Origin of the sequence: Streptomyces sp. Rer75, assembly GCF_013414305.1 — a bacterium.
GTDB classification, from domain to species: Bacteria; Actinomycetota; Actinomycetes; order Streptomycetales; family Streptomycetaceae; genus Streptomyces; species Streptomyces himastatinicus.
Genome location: NZ_CP058693.1, coordinates 3,920,478 through 3,939,008, shown reverse-complemented (window position 1 = coordinate 3,939,008; position 18,531 = coordinate 3,920,478). Strand labels below are relative to the sequence as shown.

The following is an 18,531-nucleotide window of genomic DNA, read 5'->3' as shown; positions in this document are numbered from 1 at the left end:
GCTGACCGTAGCGCCAGTGGCGTACATGTCAACAGAGGCGTTCACAGATTTATCGGTCGAAGACGTTCGACCGGCCCATCCTGTTCAAAGACTTGACACTTCTTCAGATGGAACGGACGCTTGGGAGCGCTCCCACTGGTTCGCACTCCCCCCTCATTTCCGAACCCGCGTGGAGGACCCCATGCGCGTACAGCGAGGCTCACCCTTGTCAGGAGCGCGTCGGCGGATGAGACGGCTGGTGACCGCGCTGGCCGCAGCCCTCTCGCTGCCCGTGGCCATGACCGCCGCCGGTGGTGCCGCCCCCGCCCATGCCGACGCCCGCGCCGTGCAGTGCAACGTCGACTACAAGACCAACGACTGGGGCTCCGGCTTCACCGCCGATCTCACGATCTCCAACCCCGGCACCGAGGCCATCAACGGCTGGACCCTGACCTACGACTACGCGGGCAACCAGAAGCTCGGCAACGGCTGGAACGGCACCTGGTCGCAGTCCGGCAAGACCGTCACGGTCAAGAACGCCGCCCACAACGCGAACATCGCGGCCGGTGGCAACGTCACCACCGGCGCCCAGTTCACCTACAGCGGCACCAACGCCGCGCCCACCGCCTTCGCCGTCAACGGCGTCACCTGCCGCGGCGCCCACCAGCCGCCGATCACCGTCCTGACCAGTCCCTCGCCGGGGGCCGTCTACAGCGCGGGCGGCACCGTCCCGATGGCGGCCACCGCCGCGGCCGCGGACGGCGCGACCGTCACCAAGGTGGAGTTCTACAGCGACACCAAGCTCCTGGGCACCGACACCACCTCCCCCTACAGCTTCGACTACACCGATGTCCCGGCGGGCGACTTCTCGCTGTACGCCAAGGCCTACGACAGCCAGGGCGCCGCCGCCGAGTCCACCCCCGTCGGCATCCATGTCGCGGCCGGTCCGGCGCTGGTCGCGAGCCCCGCCCAGCTCGGGGTCGAGCAGGGCAAGACCGGCACCTTCGGCCTCCGCCTGTCCACCAAGCCGTCCGCCAACGTCACGGTCACGGTGGCCCGCACCTCCGGCACCACGGGCCTGACCGTCTCCTCGGGCGGCAGCCTCACCTTCACCCCCACCAACTGGAACACCGCACAGCAGGTGACGGTTGCCGCGGCCAACTCCGGCACCGGCACCGCGACCTTCACCGCGACCGCCGCCGGTCACACCAAGGCCGAGGTCGCCGTCACCCAGCTGGCCGCCGCCAAGACGTACGACGCCCGCTTCCTGGAGCTGTACAACAAGATCACCGCCCCCTCGGCGGGCTACTTCTCGCCCGAGGGCATCCCGTACCACTCCGTGGAGACCCTGATCGTCGAGGCCCCCGACCACGGCCATGAGACGACGTCCGAGGCGTACAGCTATCTGATCTGGCTCCAGGCGATGTACGGCAAGGTCACCGGCGACTGGACCAAGTTCAACTCCGCGTGGGACATCATGGAGAAGTACATGATCCCCACCCGCGCCGACCAGCCCACGAACAGCTTCTACAACGCCTCCAAGCCCGCCACCTACGCGCCCGAGTGGGACCAGCCCTCGCAGTACCCGTCGAAGCTCGACGGCAACGTGCCGGTGGGCCAGGACCCCATCGCGGCCGAGCTGAAGAGCGCGTACGGCACCGACGACGTCTACGGGATGCACTGGATCCAGGACGTCGACAACGCGTACGGCTACGGCAACTCGCCCGGCAAGTGCGAGGCGGGGCCGTCCGACACCGGCCCGTCCTACGTCAACACCTTCCAGCGCGGCCCGCAGGAGTCCGTCTGGGAGACCGTGACCCAGCCGACCTGTGACGGCTTCAAGTACGGCGGCAAGAACGGCTATCTGGACCTGTTCACCGGCGACGCGTCCTACTCCAAGCAGTGGAAGTTCACCAACGCCCCCGACGCCGACGCCCGCGTCGTCCAGGCCGCCTACTGGGCCTCGGAGTGGGCCAAGGCGCAGGGCAAGGGCAGCCAGATCTCCGCGAACATCGCCAAGGCCGCCAAGATGGGCGACTACCTGCGCTACGCGATGTACGACAAGTACTTCAAGAAGGTCGGCAACTGCGTCGGCGAGACCACCTGCCCGGCGGGCAGCGGCAAGAACAGCTCCAGCTATCTGCTCTCCTGGTACTACGCCTGGGGCGGCGCCACCGACACCTCCGCGGGCTGGGCCTGGCGCATCGGCTCCTCCCACGCCCACGGCGGCTACCAGAACCCCATGGCGGCCTGGGCGCTCAGCGCGTACGCCGACCTCAAGCCCAAGTCCGCCACCGGCGCGAGCGACTGGTCCACCAGTCTCAAGCGGCAGATCGAGTTCTACCGGTGGCTCCAGTCCAGCGAGGGCGCCATCGCGGGCGGCGCCACCAACAGCTGGCAGGGCCGCTACGCCACCCCGCCCGCCGGGAAATCCACGTTCTACGGCATGTACTACGACGAGAAGCCGGTCTACCACGACCCGCCGTCCAACCAGTGGTTCGGCTTCCAGGCGTGGTCCATGGAGCGCGTCGCCGAGTACTACAACCGCACCGGTGATGCTTCGGCCAAGGCCGTCCTCGACAAGTGGGTCACCTGGGCGCTGTCCAAGACCACCATCAACCCCGACGGCACCTACCAGTTCCCGTCCAACCTCCAGTGGTCCGGCCAGCCCGACACCTGGAACGCGTCCAGCCCCGGCGCCAACACGGGCCTGCACGTCACCGTCACCGACTACACCAATGACGTGGGCGTGGCCGCCGCGTACGCCAAGACGCTGTCCTACTACGCCGCCAAGGCGGGCCACACCGCCGCCAAGAACACCGCCAAGGCGCTCCTCGACGGCATGTGGAACCACCACCAGGACGCGCTGGGCATCGCGGTCCCCGAGTCCCGCGCCGACTACAACCGCTTCGACGACCCGGTCTACGTCCCCAGCGGCTGGACCGGCACCATGCCCAACGGCGACAAGATCGACTCCAGCTCGACCTTCCTGTCGATCCGCTCCTTCTACAAGAACGACCCGGCCTGGTCCAAGGTCGAGGCGTACCTGAAGGGCGGCGCGGTGCCGAGCTTCACGTACCACCGCTTCTGGGCCCAGGCGGACATCGCCCTGGCGATGGGCTCGTACGCGGAACTCTTCGAATAGCGGACCGCGCGGGGGCTTGCCCCCGCACCGGACCGGCGGGGCCCTCAGGGTCGGGGGCCCCGCCTCTCCGCTGCCGTTTCGAGGCGCCGCGGATTCGCCCATCTGGGGCATCCGGGGTGCGACGACGGCCCCCCGGCCGCAGCGTGGAAGCCATGACCGAGAGCGAGAGCCCGCGCGTCACCCGGCCGACGATGGTGGTGCTCGGCGTCCAGCATGGCACTCCCCCCTACCGTCTGGTGGAGGTCGCGGGGGAGCTGGTCGGCAAGGCGCACTCGGTCCTGGACATCATCGAGATCGCCCGCCAGCTCGGCCTCGACGACATCGACCTGGACGACCCGGACGTGGTCCGCTGGGTCGGCGGCGACAAGTTCACCTGGACGCCGTGGTGGCCCCGCCACCCACCCCAGCACGAGCCGCGCACCCCCTAGTCCGCTGCGTCGAGGGGTGCCGGCCGGGCAGGGCCACCGCGAGCAGCGCACCGAGCGCCGCGACCGCCGCGAGGACGGACAGGGCGGGCCCCATCGCCGCGGCGAAGGCCCCGGCGCCCGGCAGCCGCAGCAGCATCGTCGCGGCGGCCACCCCCAGCGTCGGCCCGATGTTCATGGCGGTCTGCTGGAGGCCGCCCGCCACGCCCGCGTGCTCCAGGGACGCGTGGTGCACGATGACGGCCGTCGCGGTGACCATCACGGTGCCGAAACCGGCCCCGATCGCGAAGAAACAGCCGCCGATCTCCGGGGCGGTGGCCGCCCGGTCGAGCCGGGAGAAGAGCAGGATGCCGAGCGCGACGAGGACCATCCCCGCGCCCGCCGTACGCCGTGGCCCGTACCGGCGCGCCAGGACGGCCGAGACCGGCGCGCCCAGCACCATCGTCGCGGCCAGCGGCAGCACCCGCAGTCCGCTCTCCAGCGGGTCCAGCGCCAGGACGTCCTGGAGGAAGTACGTGCCGACGAACAGCGCCCCGAACAGCGCCGCCGACGCCGTCACCAGCACCCCGAGCGCCGAGGCGACCGTCGCCGAGCGCAGCACGCCGGGCGGCACCAGCGGGCTCGGCGTGCTGCGCCCGTGCGTCACGAACGCGCCCCCGGCGGCCGCCACGGCGAGGAACCCGAGGGCGGTGGCCGCCGTCCAGCCGGTCTCCGGTATTCCGGCGAGCGTGTGGACCAGGCACACCAGGGCCAGCGCCAGCAGACAGGCGCCCGGCAGGTCGAGCGCCACGCCGGTGCGCGGCCCGTCCGCGGGGATGCGTACGACGAGCGCCAGCACGCCGACCGCGACCGCGGGGGCCACGCCCAGGAAGAAGACCGACCGCCAGCCGAACTGCGCGGCGAGCGCCCCGCCCACGATCGGCCCGGCGGCGGCCGCCACCCCGATGGCGCTGGTGCGCAGCGCGATCGGCATCCCGAGCCGGTCGCGCGGGTACGCGGCGCGCAGCATGCCGAGGGTGGCGGGTTGCAGCAGCGCGCCGAACACGCCCTGCGCGACCCGCAGTCCGATCACCCAGCCGATGCCGGGCGCCACCCCGATCCCCGCCGACGTGGCGGCGAAGCCGAGCGTGCCGACCGCGAACACCCGTTGGTGTCCGTACCGGTCGCCGAGCCGCCCGGCGAACACCAGCAGACTGGCGACGGCGATGAGATAGCCCGTACTGGTCCACTGCACCTGCACGAACGAGGCGTGCAGATCGCGCTGGAGGGCGGGCTGGACGACGGTCAGCACCGTGCCGTCGAGGGCGACGATCACGGCGCCGGTGATGCTGCCGACGAGGGTGAGCCGCTGCCGGTGCCGCGTCTTCACGCCGTCCCCAGGTGCGCGTCCATCGCCACCCGCAGCAGCGGCTCGACGTCCTCGGACCCGGTCGCGAGCTGGAGGCTGCCCCATTGCCGCAGCTGCGCGATGCCGTGCAGATTGGCCCACAGCGCCCCCGCGACGAGACCCGCGTCCGCCGCGTCCGCCTCGGGGCGCGCCCGGTGGACCAGCCCCACCAGCACCTCGAACAACGGCAGACTGGTCTCCCGCAGCCCCAGCCGGCCGCTCTCCAGCAGGTCGTGGCGGAACATCAGCTCGAACATGCCGCGGTTGGTCCGCGCGAACCCCAGATAGACCCGCCCCAGCGCCATCAGCTGCTCCCGGGGCCCCAGGCGCCCGTCCCGGACCGCCGCCCCGGCCTCCCGGGCCAGCGCTTCGAAGCCGCGCCGCGCGATGGCCGACAGCAGCGACAGATGCGTCGGGAAGTAGCGCCTGGGGGCGCCGTGCGAGACCCCGGCCTGCCGTGCGATCTCGCGCAGCGACAAGGCCGCTACGCCCTCCCGGTCCACCAATTCGACGCCCACGTCGACCAGTCGGGCCCGCAGCCCCGTGTCCTCTTCGCTCATAGACAGTGTCTACCAGCCCCGTAGACACTGTCTACTGTCAACCAAGGGTTGACACGGACGGGGTGTCAACCCATAGTTGACGCATGACGAACCCGGACGCGAACCCGCAGCCCGTCGGCATGACGAACTCCGTACGCCTCGACGACTTGATCGAGGCCATCAAGAAGACCCACACCGACGCCCTCGAACAGCTCACCGACGCGGTCATCGCCGCCGATCACCTCGGGGACGTGGCCGACCACCTCATCGGCCACTTCGTCGACCAGGCCCGCCGCTCCGGCGCGTCCTGGACCGACATCGGCAAGAGCATGGGCGTGACGCGGCAGGCGGCCCAGAAGCGCTTCGTTCCCAAGGGCTCCGCCACCCAGGACCTCGACCCCAGTCAGGGCTTCGGCCGCTACACGCCGCGCGCCCGGAACGTCGTGGTCTCCTCCCAGAACGAGGCCCGCGCCGCCACCAACGCCGAGATCCGCACCGAACACCTCGTCCTCGGCCTCCTGGCCGAGCCCGAGGGTCTGGCCGCCAAGGCGATCGTCGCCCAGGACGTCCTCCTGGACACCGTCCGTCAGGCCGCCACCGCCGCCCTCCCGCCCGCCGCCGACTCCATGCCCGCTCTGGTCCCCTTCGACGCCGACGCGCGCAAGGTCCTCGAACTCACCTTCCGCGAGGCCCTGCGCCTGGGTCACAACTACATCGGCACCGAGCACATCCTGCTCGCCCTCCTCGAGCACGAGGACGGCTCGGGCCTGCTCGCGGACCTCGGCATCGCCAAGGCCGGTGTCGAGGCGTCCCTCGCCCGGATGCTGGAGCAGATCCAGGTGACCTTCCCCGAGAAGGACGCGTAGCCCGCACCCACACCCCACGCCCCCCGCGCGCCGCCCGCCGAACGAGTCACGCGGGCGGCGTCGGGCGAGAGGTACGCACATACGCCCGAAGCGTCGGACTTATGATCCAACGCGTGGACATCCCCGACAGAATCATCGCCCTCCAGCAGGCCGCCGACGCCGAGCACGCCAAACTGGCCGGACTCGCCGACGCCGAACGCGAAACCCAGTGGAAGCGCTGGTACGAGGCCGCGGTCGCCGTGCAGGCCGCCGTCACCGAACACGCCCGGGAAGCCGGACTCAGCCGGTCCGAGCTGGAGTCCGCCGTGAAGAAGGCCGTACGACATCCGGCTCCGGCCGACGGCTGAGCGCACACCCTTGACCCGGGGAGTGTGAGCTGCGCGACCCCGCCGCATGTTCCCTCCCCCCGACCGGCTGAGCGACGATGAGAACGGCGGCCCGGCCCCGCGGCCGGGCGCCGCATTCCGCGCCCGCTCCCCGGAAGGACGCCGTCCGCTGATGCGTCTCCTGCTCGTCCGCCATGGCCAGACCCCCTCCAACCTCGTCCACGCCCTGGACACCGAGATGCCGGGCGCGGAGCTCACCCCGCTCGGGCAGCAGCAGGCGGAGGCGCTGGTGGGGCGCCTCGCGGACGAGCCCATCGACGCCCTGTACGCCTCCCCGCTCCGCCGCGCCCGGCAGACGGCGGCGCCCCTCGCCCGCGAGCGCGGCCTGGAGGTCGTCGTCCGCGAGGGCGTGCGCGAGCTGCGCGCCGGTGATCTGGAGATGCGCGACGACAGCGAGTCCGTGCAGCTCTACCTCAAGACGGTGATGGCCTGGGCCGCCGGTCAGACCGACCTGCCGATGCCGGGAGGGCAGACCGGCGAGGAGGCTCTGTCCCACTACGACCAGGTGATCGAGGAGATCGCCGCTTCGGGAGCGGATCACGTCATGGTCATCAGCCACGGCGCGGCCATCCGCACCTGGGCCGGTGCCCGCGCCCACAACATCGACGCCGCGTTCGCCGCCCGGCACCCCCTGGAGAACACCCAGACCGTGACCCTGGACGGCGACCCGCGGCGCGGCTGGACCGTCACCCACTGGGGCGCCGAACCGCTCGTCTGACCGGCCTGGCCCTGCGGTCACCGCGTCCCGATGTCGTACGCGGTGCCGTCGGCGACGGCCCGGAGCTTGTCCGGGTTGGCCACGTTGTGGAGGGCGGTGATGCGGCCGTCGGCGTCGAAGTCGAAGGTGACGGTGGCGATCACGCGGCCCGGACCGCTGAACACCAGGCCCGGCCCGCCGTTGATCTCGACGAGTTCGGCCTTCATGTCGGTGGGCTCGATGTCCTGGTAGGTCACGGTGCCGATGGCCGCGAACCAGTTGGCCACCGTGACCGCGCCCATGACCGGGCGCAGGGCCTGCCGGACCTTGCCGCCGCCGTCGGTCCACAAGGTGACGTCCGGGGACAGCAGTTCCATCAGGGCGTTGACGTCACCGCCGGTCGCGGCGGCGAAGAACCGCTCGGTGACCTCGCGCTGTCGTGCCCGGTCCGCGGCGAAGCGCGGCCGCCGGGCCCGCACGTGCTCGCGGGCCCGGTGCGCGGCCTGCCGCACGGCGGCCTCGGAACGCTCCACCGCCTCCGCGATCTCGGCGTGACTGAAGCCGAACACCTCCTTCAGTACGAACACCGCGCGTTCGAGCGGGCTGAGCGTTTCCAGCACCACCAGCATGGCCGTCGACACCGACTCGGCGTCCGTGACGGCCTCGGAGGCATCCCTGACGGTGAGTATGGGCTCCGGCAGCCACGGCCCCACGTAGACCTCCCGCTTGTGCCGGGCGGAGCGCAGCCGTTCCAGTGCCAGGTTCGAGACGATCCGCGTCAGATACGCCTTGGGGTCGGCCACCTGCGAGCGGTCCGCGGCGGACCACTTGATCCAGGCGTCCTGGACCGCGTCCTCGGCGTCGGCCGCGGTGCCGAGGAGGCGGTACGCCACGGAGAACAGCAGCTTGCGGTGCTCGTGGAAGACCTGGTCGGTCACCGGGCCTCCCGGACGCGGGTGAAGCGACCCCCGCGGGGCCAGAACGCGCCCGAGGCGGGCATCTTCGTCATACGGCCGTACGTCGGCCAGGGCGAGGCGGTCACCGTCTCCTTGTACCGGACGGCCAGGCGTCCGGTCAGGCAGATCCGGCGCGGGCTGTCATCGGGCCGGGTGAACTGCACCACCGCGTCGCCCCGCCCCAGGCTCACCGGCGTGTGGTAGTAGCCGAAGCGGAACGCCCTGGGCTGCTTGCCCCTGAGCACACGGTCGATCGACAGCGCGGCGTGCACCCCCGTCGGCATGCCGCCCTGGCAGGTGCCGTGCATGGCGCCGTAGCCCTGGCGGATCGCGGCCGCGTCGCCGACCGCGTACACGTCGGGGTGGGACACCGACCGCAGCGCGGCGTCGGTGACGATGCGTCCGCGCTCGTCGACGGCCAGCCCGGCCGCGGCCGCCAGCGGCGACACGCGCGTGCCGCTCGTCCACAGGACCGCGTCGGCGGCGATGCTCTCCCCGCCCGCCAGCTCGACCGCGTCGGGCAGCACCTTCACCACCTCGGCCCCGGCGCGCACCCGGACGCCCAGCCGGTCGAGCGCCGCCTGCACATACGCCCTGGCCCTGGGGTTCATCGCCGCACCGGGCTCGGCTCGGCCCAGCAGCACGACGTCCAGCTCCGGGTGCCGCTCGGCGATCTCCGCGGCCGACTCGACGCCGGTCAGCCCGCTACCGGCGACCACCACCGTGCCGCCGCCGAGCCGCGCCAGCCGGTCGGCCAGCAGCTCGGCTTCCTGGGCACCGCTCAGGGTGTACGCGTGGTCCTCGGCACCCGGCACCGCCGACGTGTCAGCGACCCCGCCCAACGCGTACACCAGCGTGTCGTACCGCAGCACCCCGTCGTCATCGATCCGCACGGACTTGGCGTCCGCGTCCACCGCCGTCACCCAGCCGCGCACGAACCGAGCCCCCGTGCCCTCCAGCATCTCCGGGATGCTCAACTCGGCGAGCGCCTGGCCGGTCGCCGTCATGTGCAGCCGCATCCGCTCGGTGAACCGCTCCTGCGCGTTCACCACGGTCACCTGGACGCCCCCGCGCCGCTCGGCCCGGCCCGCGAGCTGCACGGCCGCGGCCATGCCCGCATACCCCGCCCCCAGAACCACCACCCGGTGCGTGGCCGCCCTGCCGCTGTCCTGCTGTGCGCGCATCGTCCGTCCTCCTCCGCTCGCTGTCCGATGACCACCAGATGGAAGCGGGCGGCTCGTTCGTGACATGAGGCCGATGTGACACGCGACACAGCCCGGATGTGTCCGGGCGGTCAGAAATTGCCGTTGGACAGGATCTCGCCCTCGGCGTCATAGACCGTGACGAGTCCGTTCTCGGAGTTCTTCCAGTCGGCGAAGGCCGACGCGATCAGCTTGCCGTCGGACGCGTGCGGGCCCATCATGCCGCCGGTGTAGTCGGTCCACACCTCGGCCGAATCCAGGACGTCGTTCTGCTCGTCGGCGCCCTGGACCTTGGTCACGTGCTCGGCGGCCGCCTTCTCGGTGGGCGTGCCGTTCTTGGCGACGAAGTCCGCGAACTCCCGCGCCTGGCTCCTGTCCGCCGACTTGGCGTCGGCCTGCTCGGGTTCCGTCTTCTCCCGGGGTGCGGACGCCGCGGTGCCGGACCCGCCGGACCCGCCGGAGTCCTCGCCGTCCTCCCCGCCGCCGGACGCGATGCCGCCGATGACGCACACCGCGATGAGCGCCCCGATGGCGGTGAGCACCTTGTGCCGGGCGAACCAGCTCCGCCGAGGCTGCGGTGGGACGGCCTGCGGAATGGACTGCTGTGGTGCGGTGTGCACGGTGTCCCCCATATGTGTCGCTTGATGCGGTCGGCGTCGGGAGGGGAACGTATCAATGGATAAGCGGACTTGATGTCCTCCTGGACACTTAAGGGTTTTTCTTCGAGGTTTTGCCGAAGGCCGACCGCGACATGAGATACAGGCGTCGGGGCGCGGCTACGCGCCCGGCCGACGCGGGCCCGTCCCGGCGTCCCGGTACCAGGCGTACTGCTGATCGGGCCTCACCGTCAGGCCGAAGTCGTACAGCGCAGGACGCCCCTCGGCCGAGCCGTCGTGGAGCCAGGCGTTCAGCCCGTCCTCGTCCTCGGCGGTCGTGATCTGTACGTCCGGCACGGAGACGCGCAGGGCGAACCGCAGGCGTCAGTCATCGCGAAGCGGCGTCAGGTCCCGCGTGAACGGCCGCTCGTCCGCGTGAGGAGCGGCCGCGCGTACCTGCTCGAAGGGTCGGTCCAGGTCCGTTCCCCGGGCGAGCATGAACGTGGCCAGGCCCTGCACCCATCCGCTCGCCGACCGGCCGTCGTCGGCGACCGTGAGCGCGACGTGCCCAACCGGCCCCAGGGGGCGACGATCCGGCCGCCCGGCCGGGTCTGCTCGACCCACGCCCACGGGACGTGGTCGACCGCGTAGGTGGCGATCACGCGATCGTAGGGCGCGCCCGCCGACCAGCCCGTACCGGTACCCAGCTCCAGCACCGCTGACCGGGCTCCAGGAGCAGGCAGTCGAGCATGTCCACCACGACGCCCTGCGCGGACAGACTGGACGACGGCACGCCCCCGCTGATCTCGGTGACCGCGGCAGTGTCCGGAGACCAGCGCGGCGCGCAGCCCCTCGTGGCCGGTCACTTCCGGTGCGCCCCGTTCCCGGGCTGCGGCGGCGGCACCTGCTGACGACCATCCGGCTGATCCACCGTCAAGGCCGCGCGGGCGGCGGTGAGGATCTGCTCGGAGAGCGGGGAGCCCTTGGTGGCGCGGGCCAGGACGAGGGCGCCGAGCATGGTGCACAGCCGGGTGACGCCATCCTGGTCCTCGGTGGCGAGCCACTCGGCGAAGTCGCCCACGCCCTCGGTGTAGACGCGGCGGGCCTCGCGGTCTTCGGGTTCGCGCGCCATGTCGTTGGCGAGTGCGGCGGCGGGGCAGCCGTCCGCCGCGCTGTCGCGGTGCTCGATGGAGAGGTAGGTGTCGATCAGGGCCTGCTGGGCGGCGTCGCGCTGCCCGGCGTACTGCTCCAGGCCCTCGTTGCGTAGCCGGGTGAGCCCCTCGAAGGCGTGGGCGGTGGCTTCGTCGATCAGCGCGTCCTTGGAGGCGAACTGCTTGTAGAAGCCGCCGTGGGTCAGGCCGGCCGCCTTCATGAGGTCGGCGACGCTGATGTGGGTGCCCTGCTCCCGGAACAGCCGGGAGGCGGTGTCCACGACCCGCCTGCGGTTCTCCTCCGCCTGCGCCTGCGATACGCGGCCCATCAGCCACCTCCCGATTGGATGTCGATTGACATCCATTCTAGGCCGTGCTTTAGATTGTGAACGTAATCTAATTTAACGCTGGGAGCAGCCATGGAACTGAAGGACGCGGTCGCGGTGGTCACCGGCGCCAACCGGGGGCTCGGGCGGCATCTGGCCGCCCAGCTCGTGGAGCGCGGGGCGAAGGTGTACGCGGCGGCCCGCCGCCCCGAGACGGTGGACCTGCCGGGCGTCACCCCGCTACGGCTGGACGTGACGGACGAGGCGTCGATCCGGGCCGCGGCCCGCACCGCATCCGATGCGACGCTGCTGGTGAACAACGCGGGCATCTCCACCGCTACGCCGCTGATCGCGGGCGACCCGGACACGGTGCGCCTGGAGATGGAGACGAACTTCTACGGTCCGCTCGCCGTGACGCGGGCTTTCACCCCCGTCATCGAGGGCAACGGCGGCGGCGCCGTGCTCAACGTCCTGTCCGTCCTGTCCTGGCTGCACCCCGCCAACCTCGGGTCCTACGCCGCGACCAAGGCCGCGGCATGGGCGCTGACCGACGCGGCCCGGGAGGAACTGGCACCGCGCGGTATCGCCGTCTCGGCGCTGCACGTCGGCTACATGGACACTGACATGGCCGCGGGCGTTCCCGCCGACCAGAAGGCCGACCCTGCCGACGTCGCCGGACAGGCCCTGTACGGCATCGAGACGGGCCTGCCCGAGATCCTCGCCGACGAGGTCACCCGGCACGTCCGGCAGAGCCTGGCCGCCTCGCCGAACGCGGCGTGAGCGCACCCCCTGTCGACCTTTGAGTGAAACCTGGTCGCCTCGGTGGAGGCCAGCCTGAAGCGCCTGGGTACCGGCTACGTCGACCTGCTCTGGGCGCACTTTCCCGACGAGCTCACGCCCGTGGAAGAGATCCTGCGCGGGCTCGACGCGAAGTGAGCGAGGTGCCGTCCGGAGTCCCCACGAGGCGATCGCCGGGTCCCTGGGCGGTGTCCAGGGCGGCGCCTCCGGCCGCGTCATTCCCTCAGCCGCGCCGGTGGCCTGACGCCCCAAGACGAGAAACGGAGACGACGATGAAGGCCTTCATGGTCGAGCGATACGGCGACCAGGCCGGGGTGCGCGCCGGCGAGATGCCCGATCCGCGGGTGGGCGCCGACGACGTCCTGGTCCGGATCCACGCGGCGAGCGTCAACCCGCTGGACCTCAAGCTCCGCGACGGGGAGTTCAAAGCGATCCTGCCCTACCGTCTCCCGCTCATCCTGGGCAACGACTTCGCCGGAGTGGTGGTCCGGACGGGATCGGCCGTCACACGGTTCGCGGTGGGCGACGAGGTCTACGCGCGGCCCGGCAAGGACCGCATCGGCACGTTCGCCGAACTCATCGCCGTCCACCAGGACGACGTGGCGATCAAACCGACCACGCTCACCATGGAGGAGGCCGCGTCCCTTCCCCTGGTCGCCCTGACCGCGTGGCAGGCGCTGGTCGAGCGGGCACACGTGAAGCCAGGACAGAAGGTCCTGATTCATGCGGGCTCCGGTGGCGTCGGCACCATCGCCGTCCAGCTGGCGAAGCACCTGGGCGCGCACGTGGCCGCCACCGCGAGCACGGCCAAGGCCGACCTGGTGAAGGGGCTCGGCGCGGACGTCGTCGTCGACTACAAGCAGCAGGCTTTCGAGACGGTCCTCGACGGCTACGACGTCGTCCTGGACGCCCTCGGCGGCCAGACGCTCAAGAAGTCCCTGCGGGTGCTCAAGCCCGGCGGAATGGTCATCGGCATCGCAGGCCCGCCCGACGCGGCCTTCGCCCGCGAGCTGGGCGCGAACGCGATCCTCCGGCTGGCGATGAGCGCGCTGAGCTACCCGACCCGGCGCCGCGCCAAGCGCCGGAACGTGACGTACTCGTTCCTGTTCATGAGGGCCAGCGGCGACCAGCTGCGCGAACTCACGCCGCTCGTCGACGCCGGGAAGATCCGTCCCGTCGTCGACTGAGTCTTCCCGTTCGAGGAGACCCGGGAAGCCATGGAGTATGTCGAGAAGGGCCGCGCGAAGGTCGGCAAGGTCGTCGTCGCGATGACCTCGGGGCACGACGACTGACTCGCTTCGTCCTGTGTCACTCGCCCGAGCCTGGGCACACGGGGGTGGACCCAAGGGGGGCCTCCCGGAGGAGCACCGCCGTGATCAAGAAGCTGCACGACATGGGCCTGCGCAGCGAACACGCCTACACCGCCGCTGTCGCCTCCATCGGACTGTCCATAGTGACCTGGGCCGCCTCGCTCCGCGCCGAGCCCGGCCGCGGCCTCGACCGGGCGGACCGGTGGGGGATCTTCGTCGGCGAGTGGGCGCCCACCTTCTTCGGCCTCGGTATCGCCTTGTCCCACTACGAGCAGGAAGAAGGCTCGCTGATGGAGAAGGCGCACGCCAACGGGGAACGGCAGCGGCAGATGGCAGGCACCGCGTAGGCCGGCCGGACCCCTGCGTGTTCCCTGTGTGTTCCCACGGCACGGGGCACGATGAAGGGCCGACCTGCTTCCGCAGGTCGGCCCTTCATCGTTCAGGGTGAGTAACGGGACTTGAACCCGCGACATCCTGGACCACAACCAGGTGCTCTACCAGCTGAGCTATACCCACCATGACCGGTGCTCTCCGCATCGGCCGAGAAAAACTATACAGGGTCGGCGGGGGTGCTCGCTCCCGGCTATTGCGCGTGCCGGGAGCGAGATCGTCACGGCTGCCGGGCGGGCAGGACGTGGCGGGCCGCGATGGTCTTCGCCGTGTCCGAGTCCGGGCCGGGCTGGGGGACGAAGACGGCCTCCCGGTAGTAGCGCAGCTCGGCGATCGACTCGTGGATGTCGGCGAGTGCGCGGTGGTTGCCGTTCTTCTTCGGACTGTTGAAGTAGGCCCGCGGATACCAGCGGCGGGCCAGCTCCTTGATCGAGGAGACGTCGACGATCCGGTAGTGGAGGTACGCCTCGAGCGTCGGCATGTCCCGCAGGAGGAAGCCCCGGTCGGTGGAGACCGAGTTTCCGCACAGCGGGGCCTTGCCGACGTCCGGGACGTGCTCGCGGATGTACGCCAGGACCTGGGCCTCGGCATCCGCCAAGGTGGTCCCGCCGTCCAGCTCCGCGAGCAGTCCGGAGGCCGTGTGCATCTCCCGCACCACCTCGGGCATGGTGGTCAGCGCCTCGGCGGGTGGCCGGACAACGATGTCCACTCCGTCGCCCAGAATGTTCAGCTCGGAGTCCGTGACCAGCGCGGCCACCTCGATGAGCGCGTCGTCCGACAGCGAGAGCCCGGTCATCTCGCAGTCGATCCACACCATGCGATCGTTCATACGTCTCACCCTACGGGGCGTTCCCGCTGGCCGGGCAGGGTCGGACGGCCCGGTGCGCGGCCCGTGGCCTGCTCGGGCAGGCGGGGGGCGTACGCATCGGATTCCGGCTTGCCCGGTTCCGTACCGCCCGGTGGATGCGGCGAGTGCGGAGGGTGATGGTGGTGGCCCGTATGGGTGACCGGTCCGCCGGGTCGGCGCAGCGGCATGGCGTGCTCACCGGGGCGCTGCTCGAGCACCTCGGCACGGTCGCCGCCGAGCCGTTCGGCCCGCTCCAGCCGGTCCGGGCCGCGGTCCGGGGCGCCGCCCTGGGGCCTGCGGGCGCGGTACGCGGCCCGGTAGGCGGCCGGGGAGGACCCCAGCTGCCGCCGGAAGTGCCCGCGCAGCGCCACCGGGGACCGGAAGCCGCAGCGCCCGGCGACCTCGTCGACCGAGTAGTCGGAGGTCTCCAGGAGCCGCTGGGCCTGGAGCACCCGCTGGGTGATCAGCCACTGGAGTGGAGCGCTCCCAGTGAGCGACCGGAACCGGCGGTCGAAGGTGCGGCGGCTCATATAGGCGCGGGCGGCCAGGGCCTCGACGTCGAACTGCTCGTGCAGATGCTCGAGCGCCCACGCCACGACCTCGGCGAGCGGATCCGCGCCGATCTCCTCTGGTAACGACCTGTCCAGGTAGCGCTCCTGCCCTCCACTGCGGCGCGGCGGCACGACGAGCCGGCGGGCCAGGGCCCCCGCGGCGTCCGCGCCGTGGTCGGTGCGCACGATGTGCAGGCACAGGTCGATCCCGGCGGCGGTGCCCGCCGAGGTCAGTACGTCGCCGTCGTCCACGAACAGCTCGCGCGGATCCACGTGGACGGATGGGTAGCGCTTGGCGAGCGTCGGCGCGTACATCCAGTGCGTGGTCGCCGGGCGGCCGTCGAGCAGCCCCGCGGCGGCCAGTACGAAGGCCCCGGTGCACAGGCCCACGATGCGCGCGCCCTCCTCGTGCGCGCGCCGCAGCGCGTCGAGCGCGGCGGCCGGTGGCGGCTGGGTGATCGACCGCCAGGCCGGTACGACGACGGTGCCGGCCCGGGACAGCGCCTCCAGGCCGTATGGTGCGGTCAGTTCCAGTCCGCCAGTCGTTCGCAGTGGCACATCTTCGCCCGCGCACACCAGCAATCGGTACCGAGGGACTCCGGCGTCCTGCCGGTCGATACCGAAGACGGAGAGCGGGATGGAGCTTTCGAAGATCGGTCCGCCGCTGAACAGCAGCACCGCGACGATTTCTCGTCGCCGGCGTCCGGAGAGCTTGCGCGAGGTCTCCGGTACGGTCGTGGAGTCCTGGCTCATGGCTCTAAGCCCCCCTCGGTGGTCGCGTCCTCTCGGTCCTGCACGTTTCCCCTCGGTCCTGAACGGTTCCCCCGCCGGTCATGGCCAAGATCGAATCTACTGTGTCGCGTGTGGTCGCCGTGACCAGTTCACCACCCGCCACTATGTCGACATGACAACTTGGCGCGAAGCATTCGATCACGAAGCGTTGCACTCGTAGCCCTCGCTGTGAAGTGGGCCTCCTGCTGACGCCCACTTCCCGTAGGGGGTACGGGTGGCTCGTACCCCTTTCCACGCTGGCCGGAAGGGGGTTGAGCATGGCGTTTGCCAAGGGAAGAACTGCGATGCGAAGTTGGCCGAAAACCAGCGGGCGCAGACGTGCGGACGGGTCCTTCGACCGGTGTACGACCGGCTCATGCCGCGTCGCGGTCGTGTGTACGGAGTACGACGTGGCGCGCTTTCGGAGCCGTCCCGGAGTCGCCCCGGAGCCGTCCCGGGAACGGCCCGGGGGCGCCGTCGGCCCGGGGCCCGGTGTCAGGTCCGCCGGCCGCCCCGGTGCGTCCCGATCCCGGTGCGACTGTGCCGCCCGCGGTGCGGGCTCACCGCGCCGGAGCCCAGCCGGGCGGCCGCGCGTTCGTAGTAGCGCAGGAAGCAGTGGCTGGCGGCGGTCACGGCGGCGAGGCCCACGGCGGCGCCCACCGCGCCGCTCAGGGGTGCTCCACAGAGGAGGAGGACGGCGGGGGCCACGGCGCAGCCGAAGGCGGACCAGCGGATGACCTCGTTCACCGGGTCGCCGCCGGGGACGCTGCCGGGGCCACTGGAGCGGGTGCCGCCTCGGGTGTCGCCCCGGGTGCCCCCGAGAGGGCCGCCGGGGGCACTGCCGCGCGGGGCTCCGGGGGTGCCGCCGGGGGCGTCGTACTCACGAATGCCTGGCACGGTGGCGGCTCCTCTCGCGCAGTGGACTACAAGGCTGGACAGATGGTGGACAGATGAGGGGAGAGCGGGTCGGCGGACGGTGGAAGGACGGTGGAACGGGGCTCCGGTGCGGGTCGGCACCGGCGTCCGGGGCGGTCCGTGGGGAGGTCGTAGCGGCGGCCGGTACGGGCGGTCCGGGCCCGTTCCGTACGGAGGTGGTCGCTCCGCGGGTACTACAACGTCCGGCCTGCCCACAGGTCACTCCGGGGCGACCGCACGGCGTACGCGAGGGGTCGGCGAGGTCCGAGTCGGGACCACTTGGGGCATTGCGTTACGGGCCGCCCTCCGGCATGCTCCGGGGAACGCTTCGGCCGCTCCGCTGCCGGGGCATCCCCTGGGCAGGTGAGGAATGGCGCCGTACCCTGGGGGGTAAGGGCTTGGAAAGATGAATCCCGGACGGATTTTCTTCGTTCGATACTCGTCTCGAGCTCTAGCGGAGCTCTAGTCCCCCGCCAACTTCAACCTGAGCCCCCGCCGTATCCCTCCGCACGAGGACACCCTTCGCCGAGACACCGATGGCCGGTCACGAAATCCCCGAACCCGCGGACCGCAAGCGGGTCGCCGATCACCTGGCGCACCCCCAAGCGGCGGAAGAAACACGTCATTCCTGCGATCCAGCCTTCCAGCACGGCGTCGTGGTCGGATTCGACGGTTCCACCTCGAGCGAGCGCGCCCTCGCGTACGCCATCGGCATGGCCCGGCGCTCCGGCTCAGGTCTGATCATCGTCCATGTGGCCAACCGGCTGCCGACGACCGTATGGGCGGGCTGCGAGCCGCCCGTCTTCGTCGACGTTCCCGATCACCGCACCGAGGTGCTGGGCCTCGAGCTGGCCTGTGCCGATCACCTCACCGAGGTGCCGTGGATCCTCGTCGAGCGGGGCGGCGACATCTGCCACGAGCTGGAGGAGGTCGGCCGGGAGTACGCGGCCGACGCGATCGTGGTGGGCTCCACGCATGGGCTGGTGGGGCGGATCTTCGGCTCGGTCGCGGGGCGGCTCGCGCGCCGTGCGCAGCGGCCGGTCGTCGTCATCCCATGAGCCCCTGAGCGGCGCCCTCTTGAGCGTCGTCCCTCTGAGCGTCATCGCCTGAGCCCGGCCCGGGTCTTGGGCCGGTCCCGGCCCTGCCCGGCCGTCGGCCGTGATCTTTTCTCCAGCGGCCGCGCGCCGAAACCTCCGGGCGGGCCCCGCGTCGGTCGGCCGTCCAGAACTGGACAGCCTCAACTCCGTTTCCCCACAGCCGAGATGGCCCCAAGACCGTCTTGACACCCGCAGAA

19 protein-coding genes, 1 tRNA gene and 2 pseudogenes are annotated in these 18,531 nt (G+C 71.4%); 10 read left to right on the top strand and 12 right to left on the bottom strand.

What is annotated here, in order from left to right:
• Positions 1 to 226: 226 nt before the first annotated feature.
• Together HYQ63_RS16240 and HYQ63_RS16235 are read left to right on the top strand one after the other, a co-directional pair.
• Complete coding sequence (locus tag HYQ63_RS16240) at positions 227 to 3,124, top strand: glycoside hydrolase family 48 protein (RefSeq protein WP_179934488.1); 2,898 nt, start codon at positions 227 to 229, stop codon at positions 3,122 to 3,124.
• A gap of 152 nt (positions 3,125 to 3,276) precedes the next feature.
• Positions 3,277 to 3,552, top strand: a complete 276-nt coding sequence (locus HYQ63_RS16235; RefSeq protein ID WP_179934487.1) for a hypothetical protein — start codon at positions 3,277 to 3,279, stop codon at positions 3,550 to 3,552.
• On the opposite strand, the gene HYQ63_RS16230 is transcribed toward HYQ63_RS16235, so the two are convergent.
• Complete coding sequence (locus tag HYQ63_RS16230; protein ID WP_179934486.1) at positions 3,494 to 4,918, bottom strand: MFS transporter; 1,425 nt, start codon at positions 4,916 to 4,918, stop codon at positions 3,494 to 3,496. The genes HYQ63_RS16235 and HYQ63_RS16230 overlap by 59 nt on opposite strands.
• Complete coding sequence (locus HYQ63_RS16225) at positions 4,915 to 5,496, bottom strand: TetR/AcrR family transcriptional regulator (protein WP_179934485.1); 582 nt, start codon at positions 5,494 to 5,496, stop codon at positions 4,915 to 4,917. The genes HYQ63_RS16230 and HYQ63_RS16225 overlap by 4 nt, the downstream gene beginning before the upstream one ends.
• 83 nt (positions 5,497 to 5,579) lie before the next feature.
• On the opposite strand from HYQ63_RS16225, the gene HYQ63_RS16220 reads away from it, so the two are divergent.
• The 3 genes from HYQ63_RS16220 (at position 5,580) to HYQ63_RS16210 (ending at position 7,445) form a co-directional block, all read left to right on the top strand.
• Positions 5,580 to 6,341, top strand: coding sequence for a Clp protease N-terminal domain-containing protein (locus HYQ63_RS16220; RefSeq protein ID WP_179934483.1), 762 nt, complete (start codon positions 5,580 to 5,582; stop codon positions 6,339 to 6,341).
• Positions 6,342 to 6,454: 113 nt separating this feature from the next.
• The gene (locus tag HYQ63_RS16215) at positions 6,455 to 6,688 is read left to right on the top strand and encodes a hypothetical protein (protein ID WP_257231893.1); all 234 of its coding nucleotides are present in this window, start codon (positions 6,455 to 6,457) and stop codon (positions 6,686 to 6,688) included.
• Positions 6,689 to 6,839: 151 nt separating this feature from the next.
• On the top strand, positions 6,840 to 7,445 hold the full coding sequence (locus HYQ63_RS16210) for a histidine phosphatase family protein (protein ID WP_179934480.1): 606 nt from the start codon (positions 6,840 to 6,842) through the stop codon (positions 7,443 to 7,445).
• Between the two features lie 17 nt (positions 7,446 to 7,462).
• Here HYQ63_RS16210 and HYQ63_RS16205 read toward each other — a convergent pair whose 3' ends face one another.
• The 6 genes from HYQ63_RS16205 to HYQ63_RS16185 all read right to left on the bottom strand — a co-directional run bounded on the left by HYQ63_RS16205 (position 7,463) and on the right by HYQ63_RS16185 (position 11,658).
• On the bottom strand, positions 7,463 to 8,362 hold the full coding sequence (locus tag HYQ63_RS16205; protein WP_179934478.1) for an RNA polymerase sigma-70 factor: 900 nt from the start codon (positions 8,360 to 8,362) through the stop codon (positions 7,463 to 7,465).
• Positions 8,359 to 9,564: an NAD(P)/FAD-dependent oxidoreductase gene (locus HYQ63_RS16200; RefSeq protein WP_179934476.1), complete on the bottom strand. Its 1,206-nt coding sequence runs from the start codon at positions 9,562 to 9,564 to the stop codon at positions 8,359 to 8,361. Before HYQ63_RS16200 ends, HYQ63_RS16205 begins: the two co-directional genes overlap by 4 nt.
• 110 nt (positions 9,565 to 9,674) lie before the next feature.
• Positions 9,675 to 10,202: a hypothetical protein gene (locus HYQ63_RS16195; protein ID WP_306664827.1), complete on the bottom strand. Its 528-nt coding sequence runs from the start codon at positions 10,200 to 10,202 to the stop codon at positions 9,675 to 9,677.
• A gap of 156 nt (positions 10,203 to 10,358) precedes the next feature.
• On the bottom strand, positions 10,359 to 10,535 hold the full coding sequence (locus tag HYQ63_RS44725; protein WP_257231891.1) for a hypothetical protein: 177 nt from the start codon (positions 10,533 to 10,535) through the stop codon (positions 10,359 to 10,361).
• A 47-nt stretch (positions 10,536 to 10,582) separates the two neighbouring features.
• A complete protein-coding gene (locus HYQ63_RS44720) occupies positions 10,583 to 10,840 on the bottom strand; it encodes a hypothetical protein (protein WP_257232614.1) in 258 nt (85 codons plus the stop codon).
• A gap of 200 nt (positions 10,841 to 11,040) precedes the next feature.
• Positions 11,041 to 11,658 carry a TetR/AcrR family transcriptional regulator gene (locus HYQ63_RS16185; protein WP_179934472.1) on the bottom strand — a complete coding sequence of 206 codons (618 nt, stop codon included), beginning with the start codon at positions 11,656 to 11,658 and terminating at the stop codon, positions 11,041 to 11,043.
• Between the two features lie 90 nt (positions 11,659 to 11,748).
• Between HYQ63_RS16185 and HYQ63_RS16180 the strand changes: the two genes are divergently transcribed.
• The 4 genes and pseudogenes from HYQ63_RS16180 to HYQ63_RS16165 all read left to right on the top strand — a co-directional run bounded on the left by HYQ63_RS16180 (position 11,749) and on the right by HYQ63_RS16165 (position 14,110).
• Complete coding sequence (locus tag HYQ63_RS16180; RefSeq protein WP_179934470.1) at positions 11,749 to 12,435, top strand: SDR family oxidoreductase; 687 nt, start codon at positions 11,749 to 11,751, stop codon at positions 12,433 to 12,435.
• Positions 12,436 to 12,462: 27 nt separating this feature from the next.
• Positions 12,463 to 12,582, top strand: a pseudogene (locus HYQ63_RS16175) (aldo/keto reductase); the annotation flags it as partial.
• Between the two features lie 143 nt (positions 12,583 to 12,725).
• Positions 12,726 to 13,745, top strand: a pseudogene (locus HYQ63_RS16170) (NADP-dependent oxidoreductase).
• An 80-nt stretch (positions 13,746 to 13,825) separates the two neighbouring features.
• Positions 13,826 to 14,110: a hypothetical protein gene (locus tag HYQ63_RS16165; protein ID WP_009717714.1), complete on the top strand. Its 285-nt coding sequence runs from the start codon at positions 13,826 to 13,828 to the stop codon at positions 14,108 to 14,110.
• A gap of 96 nt (positions 14,111 to 14,206) precedes the next feature.
• On the opposite strand, the gene HYQ63_RS16160 is transcribed toward HYQ63_RS16165, so the two are convergent.
• From HYQ63_RS16160 to HYQ63_RS44715, 4 genes are all read right to left on the bottom strand, one after another.
• Positions 14,207 to 14,279: transfer RNA gene (locus HYQ63_RS16160), tRNA-His, on the bottom strand.
• 94 nt (positions 14,280 to 14,373) lie between these two features.
• Entirely contained in the window at positions 14,374 to 14,982 is a 609-nt protein-coding gene (gene orn, locus HYQ63_RS16155) for an oligoribonuclease (RefSeq protein WP_179934468.1), read from the bottom strand.
• A gap of 5 nt (positions 14,983 to 14,987) precedes the next feature.
• Positions 14,988 to 16,304, bottom strand: coding sequence for a helix-turn-helix domain-containing protein (locus HYQ63_RS16150; RefSeq protein WP_179934466.1), 1,317 nt, complete (start codon positions 16,302 to 16,304; stop codon positions 14,988 to 14,990).
• Positions 16,305 to 16,817: 513 nt separating this feature from the next.
• Positions 16,818 to 17,219: a hypothetical protein gene (locus tag HYQ63_RS44715; protein WP_257231889.1), complete on the bottom strand. Its 402-nt coding sequence runs from the start codon at positions 17,217 to 17,219 to the stop codon at positions 16,818 to 16,820.
• A 554-nt stretch (positions 17,220 to 17,773) separates the two neighbouring features.
• On the opposite strand from HYQ63_RS44715, the gene HYQ63_RS16140 reads away from it, so the two are divergent.
• Entirely contained in the window at positions 17,774 to 18,295 is a 522-nt protein-coding gene (locus HYQ63_RS16140) for a universal stress protein (protein WP_009717718.1), read from the top strand.
• Positions 18,296 to 18,531 lie beyond the last annotated feature (236 nt).